Origin of the sequence: Bacillus sp. ISL-34 (assembly GCF_018613325.1) — a bacterium.
Lineage (GTDB): Bacteria > Bacillota > Bacilli > Bacillales > DSM-1321 > Peribacillus.
In genome coordinates this window covers 282,076-295,898 of the sequence record NZ_JAGGQJ010000004.1, presented here as the reverse complement: position 1 = coordinate 295,898, position 13,823 = coordinate 282,076, and the positions used below count along the sequence as shown (strand labels likewise).

General features: G+C 42.3%; 14 protein-coding genes and 2 riboswitches. Of the genes, 5 read left to right on the top strand and 9 right to left on the bottom strand.

The features are described 5' to 3' along the window. The first annotated feature begins 8 nt into the window (after positions 1 to 8). Positions 9 to 344, top strand: a complete 336-nt coding sequence (locus J7E52_RS05200) for a spore coat protein (protein WP_214743975.1) — start codon at positions 9 to 11, stop codon at positions 342 to 344. 81 nt (positions 345 to 425) lie between these two features. Here J7E52_RS05200 and J7E52_RS05195 read toward each other — a convergent pair whose 3' ends face one another. The 5 genes from J7E52_RS05195 to J7E52_RS05175 all read right to left on the bottom strand — a co-directional run bounded on the left by J7E52_RS05195 (position 426) and on the right by J7E52_RS05175 (position 5,249). Then, positions 426 to 1,598, bottom strand: a complete 1,173-nt coding sequence (locus tag J7E52_RS05195) for an FtsW/RodA/SpoVE family cell cycle protein (RefSeq protein ID WP_214743974.1) — start codon at positions 1,596 to 1,598, stop codon at positions 426 to 428. 147 nt (positions 1,599 to 1,745) lie between these two features. Continuing rightward, a complete protein-coding gene (locus J7E52_RS05190; protein ID WP_286197461.1) occupies positions 1,746 to 2,627 on the bottom strand; it encodes a metal ABC transporter permease in 882 nt (293 codons plus the stop codon). Further along, positions 2,624 to 3,547, bottom strand: coding sequence for a metal ABC transporter permease (locus J7E52_RS05185; RefSeq protein ID WP_214743973.1), 924 nt, complete (start codon positions 3,545 to 3,547; stop codon positions 2,624 to 2,626). Before J7E52_RS05185 ends, J7E52_RS05190 begins: the two co-directional genes overlap by 4 nt. A 10-nt stretch (positions 3,548 to 3,557) precedes the next feature. After that, positions 3,558 to 4,313 carry a metal ABC transporter ATP-binding protein gene (locus tag J7E52_RS05180; RefSeq protein ID WP_214743972.1) on the bottom strand — a complete coding sequence of 252 codons (756 nt, stop codon included), beginning with the start codon at positions 4,311 to 4,313 and terminating at the stop codon, positions 3,558 to 3,560. A gap of 12 nt (positions 4,314 to 4,325) precedes the next feature. After that, positions 4,326 to 5,249 carry a metal ABC transporter solute-binding protein, Zn/Mn family gene (locus tag J7E52_RS05175; RefSeq protein WP_214743971.1) on the bottom strand — a complete coding sequence of 308 codons (924 nt, stop codon included), beginning with the start codon at positions 5,247 to 5,249 and terminating at the stop codon, positions 4,326 to 4,328. Positions 5,250 to 5,920: 671 nt separating this feature from the next. On the opposite strand from J7E52_RS05175, the gene J7E52_RS05170 reads away from it, so the two are divergent. Then, positions 5,921 to 6,883 carry a LacI family DNA-binding transcriptional regulator gene (locus J7E52_RS05170; RefSeq protein WP_214743970.1) on the top strand — a complete coding sequence of 321 codons (963 nt, stop codon included), beginning with the start codon at positions 5,921 to 5,923 and terminating at the stop codon, positions 6,881 to 6,883. Between the two features lie 255 nt (positions 6,884 to 7,138). Then, positions 7,139 to 7,323: riboswitch (Lysine riboswitch) on the top strand. A gap of 96 nt (positions 7,324 to 7,419) precedes the next feature. Next, positions 7,420 to 8,871 (top strand): amino acid permease, encoded by a 1,452-nt coding sequence (locus J7E52_RS05165; protein ID WP_286197460.1) that lies wholly within the window; start codon positions 7,420 to 7,422, stop codon positions 8,869 to 8,871. A gap of 51 nt (positions 8,872 to 8,922) precedes the next feature. On the opposite strand, the gene J7E52_RS05160 is transcribed toward J7E52_RS05165, so the two are convergent. The 4 genes from J7E52_RS05160 to J7E52_RS05145 all read right to left on the bottom strand — a co-directional run bounded on the left by J7E52_RS05160 (position 8,923) and on the right by J7E52_RS05145 (position 12,220). Beyond that, positions 8,923 to 10,602: a glycoside hydrolase family 13 protein gene (locus J7E52_RS05160; protein ID WP_214743969.1), complete on the bottom strand. Its 1,680-nt coding sequence runs from the start codon at positions 10,600 to 10,602 to the stop codon at positions 8,923 to 8,925. 180 nt (positions 10,603 to 10,782) lie between these two features. Continuing rightward, positions 10,783 to 11,328 (bottom strand): YhcN/YlaJ family sporulation lipoprotein, encoded by a 546-nt coding sequence (locus J7E52_RS05155; protein WP_214743968.1) that lies wholly within the window; start codon positions 11,326 to 11,328, stop codon positions 10,783 to 10,785. 54 nt (positions 11,329 to 11,382) lie between these two features. Continuing rightward, positions 11,383 to 11,703, bottom strand: a complete 321-nt coding sequence (gene sugE / locus J7E52_RS05150; RefSeq protein WP_098371657.1) for a quaternary ammonium compound efflux SMR transporter SugE — start codon at positions 11,701 to 11,703, stop codon at positions 11,383 to 11,385. A gap of 48 nt (positions 11,704 to 11,751) precedes the next feature. Beyond that, positions 11,752 to 11,850, bottom strand: a riboswitch (guanidine-I (ykkC/yxkD leader). A 40-nt stretch (positions 11,851 to 11,890) separates the two neighbouring features. After that, positions 11,891 to 12,220 (bottom strand): DUF948 domain-containing protein, encoded by a 330-nt coding sequence (locus tag J7E52_RS05145; RefSeq protein WP_214743967.1) that lies wholly within the window; start codon positions 12,218 to 12,220, stop codon positions 11,891 to 11,893. Positions 12,221 to 12,337: 117 nt separating this feature from the next. On the opposite strand from J7E52_RS05145, the gene J7E52_RS05140 reads away from it, so the two are divergent. Both J7E52_RS05140 and J7E52_RS05135 read left to right on the top strand, forming a co-directional pair. Beyond that, positions 12,338 to 12,517 carry a hypothetical protein gene (locus tag J7E52_RS05140; protein WP_034310080.1) on the top strand — a complete coding sequence of 60 codons (180 nt, stop codon included), beginning with the start codon at positions 12,338 to 12,340 and terminating at the stop codon, positions 12,515 to 12,517. Positions 12,518 to 13,169: 652 nt separating this feature from the next. Beyond that, positions 13,170 to 13,787, top strand: a complete 618-nt coding sequence (locus tag J7E52_RS05135) for an RraA family protein (RefSeq protein WP_214743966.1) — start codon at positions 13,170 to 13,172, stop codon at positions 13,785 to 13,787. Positions 13,788 to 13,823: the final 36 nt, after the last annotated feature.

Sequence of the window (13,823 nt, the reverse complement as noted above, 5' to 3'; positions counted from 1 at the left end):
GGTTCTAGATGCCCAACGAAAACAAAGTCCAAAATCCAGAATCTCCCGTGGCAAAGACACCGCAAATGAATGACAGGGATTTTATAAATGATATGCTCACAACTGAAAAGTACTTTTGCAATTCCCTTTCCGTTGCCCTGCATGAAATGAGTAACCAAGCATTATTCCAAGACATTTTTTCCGTTGCCAAAGAAAATCAGGAGATGCAGCGTGAACTCTATAACCTTATGTTCGAAAAGGGCTGGTATAGTTTAGAAAAGGCGCAAGCTAACAGCATAAGCCAATCGTATCAACAATTTTCCGGTTATAAAAATCAATTTCCATCCGGAACGAACATTCAATAAGCAAACATTCAGGGGAGTGGATTCTGCTCCTTTTGTTTTTTGCTACAAATAAAGCCGGCACATCGGGGGCCGGCTTTATATTTAGATATCCGTTGAAAACATATACTTCTTATAGTGATACCGAATGCTGAATATTAAGCCCATGGCCATCATGTTCCCCATTAGCGAGCTTCCTCCATAACTGACAAATGGAAGCGGAATCCCCGTTATCGGTAAAAGGCCTACAGTCATGCCGATATTTTGAAAAACGTGAAACGTCAACATGCTGATAACGCCAACACAGATATATGTATAGAAGTTATTTTTCGTGTCCATTCCCGTTTTTGTTATATGGTAAATCAATAGGAAAAACAAGGAAATGATGATGCTTGATCCGATGAAGCCGAATTCCTCACCGATGATGCTGAAAATGAAATCCGAATGACTCTCAGGCAAATACACTTCCCTCGAACCGATTCCCTTACCTGTGGTCTGGCCGGAGCCGATGGCCAGTAAGGATTTGGTTAAGTGATACCCTTCGGAGCTGGCATAATTATATGGATCCAGCCAAGAATAGATACGGCCGAATTGATAGGATTTTACCCCTAGGTATTTCTCCAGGATTTCCGGCTTCCAAAGTACAAAATATAGGACCGTTGAAGCGACGACAATTCCTCCCGACACGATTGGCAGCAGGATCTTCCATGATACCCCTGATATGAAAATCATTCCGAGCATGATGGACATGATGACAAGCGAAGTACCCAAATCCGGCTGTTGCATGATTAACAATAAGGGGGCACCGGTCACAAGACCGATTTTAATAAGCAGCCAGATATCCGATTGGATCGTTTTCAGCGTGTTTTTGAGATGATGGTTCGAGATAACATTTGCTAAAGCCAGGATCAGGAAAACCTTCATGAATTCCGATGGCTGAATTGAACCGATTCCCGGAATGATGAACCAACTTTTCGCACCATTCCGGACAGGAACAATGCTTTCCGGCATAATGATCAGCAAAAAAAGCAAAAACAATCCGAAGCCATAGGCGTACCAAGAAATTTTTTTCAGCTGATCAGAATCCAAGGTGATGAAACCTAATACGATTCCAATTCCAACTATATACCAAAAGATTTGTTTAATTAAGAAGTTTTCAGCGTACTGTCCAGTCGTTTGGGCACTATAGATTGCTAAGCAACTTCCAACGCATAATAACAGCAATATTGTGACCAAAGAAAAATCTATTCGTGATGAAAATTTATTTTGTTCTTCCATACTTAACTCTCCCTTAAAAAGGCTCCAGCGATACATCTATAAATACACTTATTCATTATACTTTAAACAAATAAAATCACAACTATATAGAAGAATAGTTTACAGGCTTCATGGAATCATTTCCAAGAAGCCTGTAGGCAGGAGGAGCTATGCATGCGATTCCTTTGATTTTCTCCGTTTACGCAATAGGCTGACCAATCCATGGCTTGGGGAAAAGAGAAAGGCCAATCCGAATAAAATGGCGGCCGATCCCACCATGCAGCCTGATATCGAGGCATCCAAAATGGTGGCTGAATAGTAGCCGATGATGGAACTTAGCACCCCGACCCCGATACTGACCAATATCATGCTGCTTAAACGGTCTGAAAGCAGGTAAGCCGTTGCCGCAGGTATGATGAGCATCCCAACTACTAAAATGGAACCTACACTATCAAAAGAAGCTACAGTGGTCAGAGAAATGAGGCTCATCAATAAATAATGAAAGAACAGTACAGGAATTCCCATTGCTGCCGCAAGTGATGGATCAAAAGACACGAGTTTAAACTGCTTGAAGAAAAGGAAAATCAGTATGAGGTTCAGGATAAAACAACTGCCGACAATCCAAACTGCTTTTGGTCCAGCCTCGATTCCCGCGATTGTCATCGTATTCCAGGGAGTATAGGCTATTTCTCCATAAAGGACATGTTCCAGATCAAAATCTATTTGTTGCGTATACAAGCTCACGAGTACGATCCCAGTTGCAAAAAGGGAAGTGAATACAATCCCGATCGCCGCGTCGGATTGAACGCCCGACGATTGGAAAAGCTGGATCAAGAATACGGTAAGCAAGCCGAGCGCTGCAGCCCCGATCAGCATTGGAACAGAGTCACGGGTCCCGGTTATTAAAAATGCCAATACGATTCCCGGCAGAACGGAATGACTGATTGCATCCCCAATCAACGTCATTTTCCTGACTATCAAAAAACATCCTAATACACTGCAAGAACCCGCCACCAATGCCCCGACTAAGATAATCCAAAAATCATTCATGATGTGTGGCTCCCTTTCCTTCTATCCTGTTCGAGAGAATATTTCTTTTTCGTCGACACTCTTCTCCATACAGATGAAAGCACTCCGCGTTTAGGTGCAAAAAGCATGGAAAAGAAAAACCATACCGTCGCGGATAAGACAATTAACGGTCCTGTTGGCAAATCATTGACCGATGTACTTATCAACGTTCCAGAAACACCGCTCAACATTCCGAATATACCAGACAGGATGACCATGATATGCAGCCGCTCCGTCCAATACCTTGCAGAAACCGCAGGCGTGATCAGCAAAGATGCCATCAATACGACGCCTACAGCCTGGATACCAATCACTACAGCTGCCACGATCAGCATCATGATGAAATAATCCAGAAAAACAACCGGCAATCCCAGCCCCTTAGCAAACCCAGGATCAAAGGACAGTAATTTGAATTCTTTAAAAAATACGGTACAAGTGAAAATGAGAATAAAGGAAACCGTCATCATCATATATACATCGGACATGACCATTGACGCCGTCTGCCCGAATAAAAAGGTATCCAATCCACTCTGGTTTCCATACTCGCTCTGCTGGATCTGCGTAAGCATGACAATTCCGAAGCCAAAGAAGGAAGATAAGACGATTCCCAAGGCCGCATCCTGTTTGATCTTACTGTATCTCGTAAGCACACTGATCAAGAAGACAGCAACTAAGCCAGCCAAGGCGGCACCTATTAGAAAGTAGGAAGTCGATTTCACCCCAGTTAACATAAAGGCCACACAGATACCGGGTAACGCTGCATGCGCGAGCGTGTCTCCGAGCAAAGACTGCTTTCTGAGGTAGGCAAAGCTGCCGATGACTCCGCTGCTTAATCCGAGGAACATCGTGCCAAGCAATATCCACCTTGTATTTGGATCAGTAATAATATCCAGTATGTTCATCGTGTACACCTCATTTTAATAAAAGGCCGGACTTTGTGTCTGAAAGTATCGCCAGGCGGCCTCCATATGTTGCCTGCAAATATTCGGGAATGAACACTTCCTCTGTCGGACCTATTTTCATCACCTTTTTATTCAATAACATCGTCCAGTCGAAATATTCCTTCACGGTAGATAGATCATGGTGCACAACCAGAACGGTTTTGCCTTTTTCCTTCAATTCCATCAGCAATTGTATGATTGCTTTCTCCGTTGCGGCATCCACCCCTACGAACGGTTCATCCATAAAATAAATATCCGCTTCCTGTGCCAATGCACGTGCCAGGAATATCCGTTGCTGCTGTCCACCTGATAGCTGGCTGATCTGGCGGTTGGCATATTCAGCCATCCCCACCTTTTCCAGGCACTCCATCCCCTTCTGCCTTTCGGACTTACCAGGCCGCTTCAGCCATCCGAGATGACCATATCTGCCCATCATCACGACATCGAGTGCGTTGGTCGGAAAATCCCAATCCACTGACTCCCGCTGTGGTACATAGCCGATACTCTTCCTCATCGATTTATAAGTAGAACCCTTTATTGTGATTTGCCCCGATATTTTTGGGATCAATTCGAGTATTCCCTTTATCAAAGTGGACTTCCCTGCTCCATTGGGGCCAATGATACCAATTAAATTTCCTTCCGGCACCTCAAATGAGACATCTTCGACAACCGGCTTCTTATGATAAGCAATCGTTAAATTCTCGACCTTCAAAGCTGCTTGATTCATAGTTTCTCCCCCTTATCTCAAAGCACGGACGATGGTGTCGGTATTATGACGGACCATTCCGATATACGTTCCTTCTTCCGTCCCTTTTTCACCCATTGCATCCGAGAACAATTCCCCGCCGATTTCCACTTTGTGACCCTGCTTACCCGCTCCTTGAATGACAGCCTCGATAGCCTTCCTTGGTACGCTTGACTCTATGAAAATCGCTTTTATTTTGTTCTCCACAAGATAATTCCGCATATCCGTCACATCTTTTGATCCATATTCAGATAATGTATTGACCCCTTGGAGCCCTCTTACGTCCAAGCCATATGACTGACCGTAGTATCCAAATGCATCATGTGCTGTAACGAGTACCCGTTGATCTTCCGGTACTTTATTGATTTCCTCCTGAACATATTCATCAAGTTCCTCCAATTGCAGGACATACTCCTCATAATTTTCACGATACTCCGCTTCATGGTCCGGATCATTGGCAATCAATTCTTTCTTAACGGACTCCGACGCAACGATCCAAAGCTTTACATCAAACCATACGTGTGGATCATGTTCCGTTGCACTCACTTTGCGAAGCTGGTTCTCCTTGAAGTCCTCCGTTACGGCAATCGTCGGTTTATCCTTGCTCATCATTTCAAATATATCCGTCATTTTCCCTTCAAGATGCAAACCGTTATAAAAAATCATATCAGCCGAATCCAGTGTCTTCACATCACCCTGTGTCGCTTTATATAGATGGGGGTCGACTCCCGGTCCCATTAAACTGGTGACCTCGACATGTTTACCGCCGATATTCTCAACCAAATCCCCAATCATTCCCGTTGTTGTAACGACATTCAGCTTGCCATTGCCTTTATCCCTTTGGGCCGTATCATTGCTGCATCCCGTTATAATCAGCAAAGCAGCAAGCACGCCCCCAATAGTTTTTAGAAAACCCATCCATATACCCTCCCTTTTTCATCTTTCTAAAATAGTTTGCCAAGTACAAAACTAAGTGTAAATTTTTTTACATTGTCGTAAATGCTAAAAAGTTTCCTCTACACAACTTATTTTATACTATACACAAATATACAAAAAAAGTGCAACTATTTTTCAAACATTTCAAAAGGCGAATGACTTAAATACACAGCAAAAACTGTCAGGAATCTCTACTAGAGAGCTCCCTGACAGTAAGATATTCCGTACATGAAACGTAACGATGAAGTTATATTTATATTGTGGAGTTTTTATGGTGAATATAAACTATGGGGGTTATTTCGGGACACATGAAATTCACGAGTAAATGTGTGGATTTCACAAGTAAAGCGGCAGAATTCACGAGTAAACGCGGATTTCACGCATTCAATGTGCATTGCCACTCATTTTTCCTGCCTCAAGGAAATTGCCAAGTACGCAAATCCCAATTCGATTCCGCAAAGCACAAACAGGGTGATTAAAGTTTGGAACATCATGATCTCCTCCTCCTCTAAGACTTAAACTAATCTTAAAGGATGAAACCAATACCAGAACAAGACCTTATTTGAAGAAATCTTCAGCAGGCTCACTCTGTTCTCTTGCCCTGAAATGGGTTTCATACGGTACAATATAAAAAAAGAAAAAACGGTGATACCATGACAAATATTAAAGAAATAGCTCAATGTGCTGGTGTATCTGTCACAACAGTGTCTCGTGTATTGAATGATCATCCATATGTAAGCCCCGATAAAAGAAAAAGCGTCTTAGAAGCCATCGATCGTTTGAATTATTCGAGAAACATCAACGCCATTCATCTTTCAAAAGGCAAAACAAATCTTATCGGCATCATCATCCCCTTCACCAATCACCCCTATTACGGGGCAATCGTTAACGGAATCACTAAACAGGCAAATGCAATTGGCTGTCATATCGTCATCTTTCAAACCAATTATGACAGAGAGAAAGAAATCCAGGCTCTGAATATGCTGCAAATGAAGCAGCTCGATGGCATTATCGTTTGTTCAAGGATTTCAGAAATGAAAATCCTCTTGGATTATCAAAAATACGGGCCGATTATCTTATGTGAAGATACAGCCCAGGCTGAATTCTCATCCATCAGCATCGATCATTATGCAGCTTTCTCCTGTGCCCTTGAGTACGTGATTGCTAAAGGATATAAGAAAATTGGATACAGCCTCGGCCGTAAAAAGAGCAGAAATAGCTCTCATCGAACAAAGGCATTTAACGATATCATGAGTAAACATCAACTGATGAACAATAAAGAATGGCTGTTTGAAGGCAGTTATCACATCAAAGACGGTGAACAATTGTTTCAGGATTGGAATTCATTGATGGATAAACCTGAAGCTCTCATCATCACGAATGATGACACGGCGGCAGGCTTCATTCTTACCGCTAAGAAATCGGGTATAAGGGTACCGGAAGATGTGGCCATTCTCGGCTTTAATAATGATAGCCTGAGTGAAATGCTCGACATCACGACCATTTCCTTACCACTCGAATGGATTGGGAAAATGGCAGTGGATCTATTTGAGAATCCTGAAGTGGTCAAACATGTAAAACTGGACTATGCCCTTATAAAAAGGAGTACCGTTTAAGTTATCAGGATTCTTTTTTTGGTATACCGTCATTTGAATTTTTCATTATTGCCATTACTCATTAACTAGGAAAAAATAACCACATAAAATAATCATTGCGATATCCAAGAAGTTATTTTATAATTTTGATATAGTAAAGTTTACTCAATTACTAGCAATCTAGTAGCGATTGCATGAATTTCATGAGTACAATCGTCCGACGTCACTAACAAGCTGGCGCAACGATATTAGAAAATTGAATACTTCCTCATTTACCGATGAGTTAGAGGCTGCAGCTTATAAAAGTAAAACGGACGAGATTCTGGAAAATTAAAGACTCCGTTTGAAAGGATAAGTTGCCGAAGTTAGGGTATATTCCATGTATATTCTTGCTGGCGGTGTTACCTAACAGGAACACCACTGTCACGTTTTTTCAAAAAGCGTGGGGAGCTATCTTCGGAAGGATAAACGGGTTTATTATAAACAGCCGTCGATCTTTTTCGACTGCTGTTTTTTTATTTTTCGTTCCCTTCCAATAAAAAGGAGTGTAACATCAATTGTCAAATTTACAATCATCATCAAGCCCAACTGAACTGAAAAGGAGCCTGAAAGCGCGTCATTTAATGATGATTTCATTAGGTGGAACGATTGGAACAGGTTTATTTTTAGCAAGTGGCGGTGCCATTCATTCAGCCGGTCCAGGCGGTGCCTTGGTGGCATACGCGATCATCGGCATCATGGTTTATTACTTAATGACAAGTCTTGCAGAAATGGCAGCGTTCATGCCAGTGGCCGGTTCGTTCCGTGTCTATGCATCCAAATTCGTCGATCCGTCTTTCGGTTTTGCGATTGGTTGGAACTACTGGTATAACTGGGCAATCACCATTGCCGCTGAATTGGCAGCCGTTGTCTTAATTATGAAGTTCTGGTTCCCGGATAGCCCTTCAATTATCTGGAGTGCCATTGCGTTAATCATTATGTTTCTTATCAATTACATGTCAGTCAAAGGTTTCGGGGAAACAGAATTCTGGTTTGCCATGATCAAGGTCGTGACAGTCATCATTTTCTTGATCACGGGTGTTCTGATCATTCTCGGAATCATGGGCGGGAATGACCCAATAGGTTTTTCCAATTTCACAATGGGCGAAGGTCCCTTTAACGGAGGGTTCTTCACGATTCTAGGCGTATTCATGGCTGCCGGCTTTTCATTCCAAGGAACGGAATTGCTTGGAGTGACGGCTGGTGAAAGTGAGGATCCAGAAAAAAATATCCCAAAAGCGATCAGATCCGTTTTCTGGCGTATCATCTTATTCTATATTTTAGCCATTTTTGTAATTGGAATGATCATTCCGTTTACCGATTCCCGTTTGTTGAGTGAAGATGTTGCCGTAAGTCCATTCACGCTTGTATTCGAACGTGCCGGCCTTGCATTTGCTGCATCCATCATGAACGCGATCATTCTATCGTCCGTACTCTCTGCCGGTAACTCTGGCATGTACGCTTCAACCCGCATGCTATGGGACTTGGCACGTGATGGGAAAGCACCTAAATTCCTAGGCAAGTTAGATAAAAGAGGAGTACCCGTGAACGCACTTATCGTGACTTCTTTAGTAGGCTGCGTTGCATTCCTAGCTTCGTTTTTCGGTGACGGCGTCGTTTATATCTGGTTATTGAATGCTTCAGGCATGGCGGGATTCGTCACCTGGGTAGGGATTGCGATTGCCCATTATCGGTTCCGTAAAGCCTACGCAGCTCAAGGCCTTGATATGAATGCTTTACCATTCCGGGCAAAAGGCTTCCCATTCGGGCCTATATTCGCACTTGTCCTTTGTATTATCATTATTATCGGACAAGGCTACCAAGCTTTCAGCAGCGATGGGATCGACTGGAATTCAATGATTGTTTCCTACATTGGCTTGATTCTATTTTTCGTCCTATGGTTCGGCTATAAAATTAAGCATAAAACGAAAATCATTCCCCTAGAGGAATGTGACCTTAAATCAAAATAATAAGCAAAGGACCTGTTCTTCCCTGAAAACGGAGAAGAACAGGTCCTTTTTTCATTTCAAATGATAAACACGGCACTCATATGGACGCAGAGGTTTGCTGGAGATCCCTTCTTCCTCCTGATCATAATTGCCGATCAGCTTTGTAGCGGAATAAGCATGCAGCTCTTCAGGCAAAGTATAGGGAGCCTGCTCCTCTTTAAAGTTACATAGCACTAACAGCTTTTCTTCTTCAAACGATCTCGTGTAGGCAAATATTCGTTCATCATCCGGCAACAGCAGTTCAAAACGGCCATACACGACGATTTCATGTTTCTTGCGTAATTGGATAAGCTTTTTATAAAAATGAAAAATGGAATTCGGATCATTGTAGGCCTTTTCTGCATTAATCTCGGGAAAATTGGGATTAACCTTAATCCAAGGAGTCCCTTTCGTGAATCCCGCGTTCCGGGAGTCATTCCACTGAATCGGTGTCCTCGCATTATCCCTGCTGCGGGCATGGATGGCTGACATCATCCGCTCTTTCGACCAGCCATGTGAATTGACGAGTTCGTCGTATGAATTCACTGTTTCGATATCCCGGTATTCATCGATGCTTTCAAAGGTAACATTGGTCATGCCCAGCTCTTCCCCTTGATATATATAGGGTGTACCTTGAAGCATATGAAGACAAGCGGCAAGCATCTTAGCGCTTTCAATACGATACTTTCCATCATGACCAAACCTTGAGACAACCCGGGGCTGATCATGGTTGTTCCAGTATAAACTGTTCCAGCCATCCCTCTCCAAACCAGTCTGCCACTTGGAAAGAATTCGCTTTAAATCGGTAAGCTTCCACTTATCATTACTCCACTTTCCTTCTGGCCCGCTCCCCAAATCCATGTGTTCGAATTGAAAGACCATATGTAGCTCACCACGATCTTTACCTGTAAACAATTGCGCGTCCTCCGGTGTGACGCCTGGCATCTCCCCAACCGTAATCACGTCATATCCGGAAAGTGCCCGTTGATTGATTTCCTGTAAAAACTCATGTATGCGCGGGCCATTCAGGAAAAATGGGCTTCCATCACCAAATTGCTTCTCATGATGAACCGCTCCATCTGAATAGCTTTGATCTTTTGAAAGGAAGTTGATAACATCCATCCGGAAGCCATCGACACCCTTATCCAGCCACCATGTCATGATGCTGTAGATCTCTTCACGGAGCTTAGGGTTCTCCCAATTTAAATCAGGTTGTTTCCGGCTGAATAAATGTAAATAATATTCATCGGTTCTCTCATCATATTCCCATGCTGAACCTTTAAAAATGGACTCCCAATTATTAGGCTCTTTCCCGTTCCTGCCAGGTTTCCAAATATAATAATCACGTTTCGGATTACCTTTTGACGATCGGGATTCCTTGAACCACGGATGTTCATCTGAAGAATGGTTGACAACCAGGTCCATCATGATCTTCATTCCACGTTCATGTACCGCCTTCAATAACCTTTCGAAATCAGCCATGGTCCCGAATTCAGTCATGATTGATTTATAATCACTGATATCGTACCCATTGTCATCATTGGGAGATTGATAAACGGGGGACAGCCATATCACGTTCACACCCAGCTCTTGTAAATAATCAAGCTTCATCAAGATCCCGTTAATATCCCCTATCCCATCGCCATCACAATCCATAAAACTCCTTGGATACACTTGATACACAACTGCCTCTTTCCACCATGCTTTGTCCATGCCTTTCCCCCTCTTTGGCCGCATTGATATAATCATTACACCAATACCCCTATTATAAAAGGGAAAACTTCAGAATATTCTACTTTTATTCAGCTGTTCCCGTTTGAATCAGTTCTTACAATAGGAAAAGACCTATCCGGAATCAACCGGATAAGTCTTAACGTCTTAATTCTTTATTGATTACCTTGGGCTTGGAAAAATTCGTGTTACAAGTTCACGGAACTCTTCAGCGAATCCTGCAACAGGTTTTCCATTCTCGATATCATTCGCATACCCATCCATTCTTTGAACAAAGTCCGGGTTTGTAGACACATAAACCTGGTCTACCGATGGATCGGCTCCCCTTACTGTATCAGCAACCCTTTCTTTAAGGTCATTCGAGATATCCTTATCCCCGCCATCTTTTAATACTGCCCCTACATAAGCATTATTATCAGTGACGATGACTCTTGCGTTACTTACTTCGTTCATGGCTTCGACTCGATTTGAGATATCCTCGGAGACCCTCATATCGTTTATGCCATTATCATTATTGTTGTTATTATTAGCATTATTGTTATTATTAGCATTTTGTCTTGTGTCGCTTACATTCATCGGATTATCTAAATTATCTTGATGGGTACGATTCAGGCCAAGATTTTCACTGGCACCTTCATTATCATTAGGTGAACAACCTGTAATCACTAAAGCCATCATCGCACTTGATACTATCGCTTTATAATTCATATTCTTCACTCCTCTAAAATCGTTTAACATTACTATTCGCGAGGAGTGCATGGATTATTCAGAAGAAGTGACCTTCAAGCCGATAATCCCCACCAAAATTAAACCGACGAATACCAAACGCATCGCATCCTTAGGCTCGTTAAATACGATGATTCCTACCAGAACAGCTCCAAGAGCCCCTATTCCGGTCCAAATTGCATACGCTGTTCCCATAGGCAAGGTTTTTATCGCCGATGATAAAAAATAAAAACTAATAACCATACCAGCAATCGTTATGATGGAAGGTAATAATTTCGTAAAACCCTCGGTATACTTTAAACTTGTCGCCCATACCACTTCAAATAATCCTGCAATCACCAATTGAATCCAAGCCATCTTTTTTCCCTCCAATTACAGAAAAAGCCCGAAAGGTCATAAATCATAACCTCCCGGGCTTTTTTCCCTCCGTGTACGCAGATTCCTGCGCGTTTCTCTTGGACCATTCCGGTAAAATTCAACCGAGGAACCCTAGAAACTTATTATTTCCATACTATATCATGTACATTTCAAATCGGTCAAACACTTATGCATCGCTTCTGTTTCTAAGCTTCCACTTGTCACCTTTTATTGAAAACCAAATATTTTTAAAGGGTTCAGGTATTTCTTTAGCCGCATCAACCGTATATTGTACGGCCTCTTTTTTATATTGAACATCTTCAGTGATTTCTTGCTGTGTCATGGCGAGTTGATCCGTCTCCGATTTAATCTGGTCCGTTTTGGCCTGGATGCGTGTAACGGTTTCATTCACATTGTCAATTGTCGGTTTGGAATCCTTAAATGTTTTAAAAGCAAAAAACGCTAAATAGATAATCGATCCGATAAAGAGGGCAAGACTAATATATACAATGACCACCTAGATTCCTCCTTTTATTTTACCTTTACTATACCCGTAATAATTGAGCAGAAAACGAATCCCCATGTATTTTCTTTTATGCCTGGTCATATTATTGAAGTAAAAGGAGGAATGAAAATGAATCAAATGCCTCTGCTTAAAGCCTGTTTTAAAGCTGGAATACACTTCATCAGACATATGACCATACAGCAGGCGGCCACTATTGCAGGAATCATTTTTTTAATCATTCATCCAGAAGTTTTCAGCCCCCTTTGGCTTACATTGGCAACCTCCGTCTTGATTCTGCTCCTGCTTTGAAGAATGTTGCGCCCCATTAGTGACCTTTAGCAACGCTTGTTGAGTTATGGCTTTCTTAGCTAAAATCGACATCCAGATCAGGAAAACACCGAGGATATACAACAACATTCTTCTCTTCCTTAGAAGACCGTTCCTGCACGGAGCGGTGGCCATCCATTGATCATTCAAACATCAGAAAGGGACCTGCCATGGAGACTCGACATGGTCTGGAGTCAGTCAGGATGGCTATCAAAACGCCATATCGGATATGAAAAAGCCTACAGCATTTGTGACACTATCATATAGAAGTATATACGGAATCAAGCGGGCAACGGGCCTCACAAGTAAACTCTATCAATGATAAATGGGATACATGATTTACTCCCTATATTCACTCATCTGAAATAATGGGGATTTCCGTTTAAGACAGCAGTTTAATGCGCGCACTTCGATTTTACCATTGGTGCTTCAAATCCCTTCAAAACCATTACATATAAAGTTTAATCAATCGATTGATTAAATGCCTTGAAGTCCTTGTGACAGAGAACTTCCCTCCCCCTTCATTTAATGATTACACCACATTACCATTTTTCAAAAGATGAAACTATTAGAAAATTACAAAATTTGTGTATAATTAGGCTATATTCATTATTTTTAAGGAGGAATCATAATCATGGATACTCTCATTCAACAGTTCAGGAATTTGCCCACCACGGCCATTTCTGATGCAATGGAAGGGTTAAGCAATCTGGAATCCATTAAACCCTTAAAGGAAGAATTTCGTCTGGCAGGACGAGCTTTGACCGTACAGATGCCTGTGGGTGATAATTCAGCCGTGTTAAAAGCAATCGGTGAAGCAAAACCTGGGGATGTAATAGTCGTTGACAGTAAGGGTGATACATACCGGGCTATAGCTGGAGACTTTGTTGTCGGCATGATGCAGACCATGGAGGTTGGCGGCCTCGTTGTCGATGGAGCCATTCGCGATCTTGAAGCAATTAAAGAAATGAATTTCCCTGTTTTCAGTAAAGGGACGACGGTTGCCTCAAGCGGCAAGGCAGGTGTAGGCCAAACCAATATCCCCATTTCCTGTGGAGGTGTCACCGTATTTCCAGGTGACATCATCATAGGGGACATGGATGGAGTGGTGGTCGTACCGCAAGCCTTGGGCGAAGAAATCCTGATAAAAGCAAAGGATAAATTCATGAAAGATGAACGTCGTGCTGAACAATATGCGGGGAAGCCTGATGAAATAAGAAAATATATAGCCATGATGACCAATAAGGAATGATCTAACGCATATAAAAAACAGGCAGGAAGCGAGGGC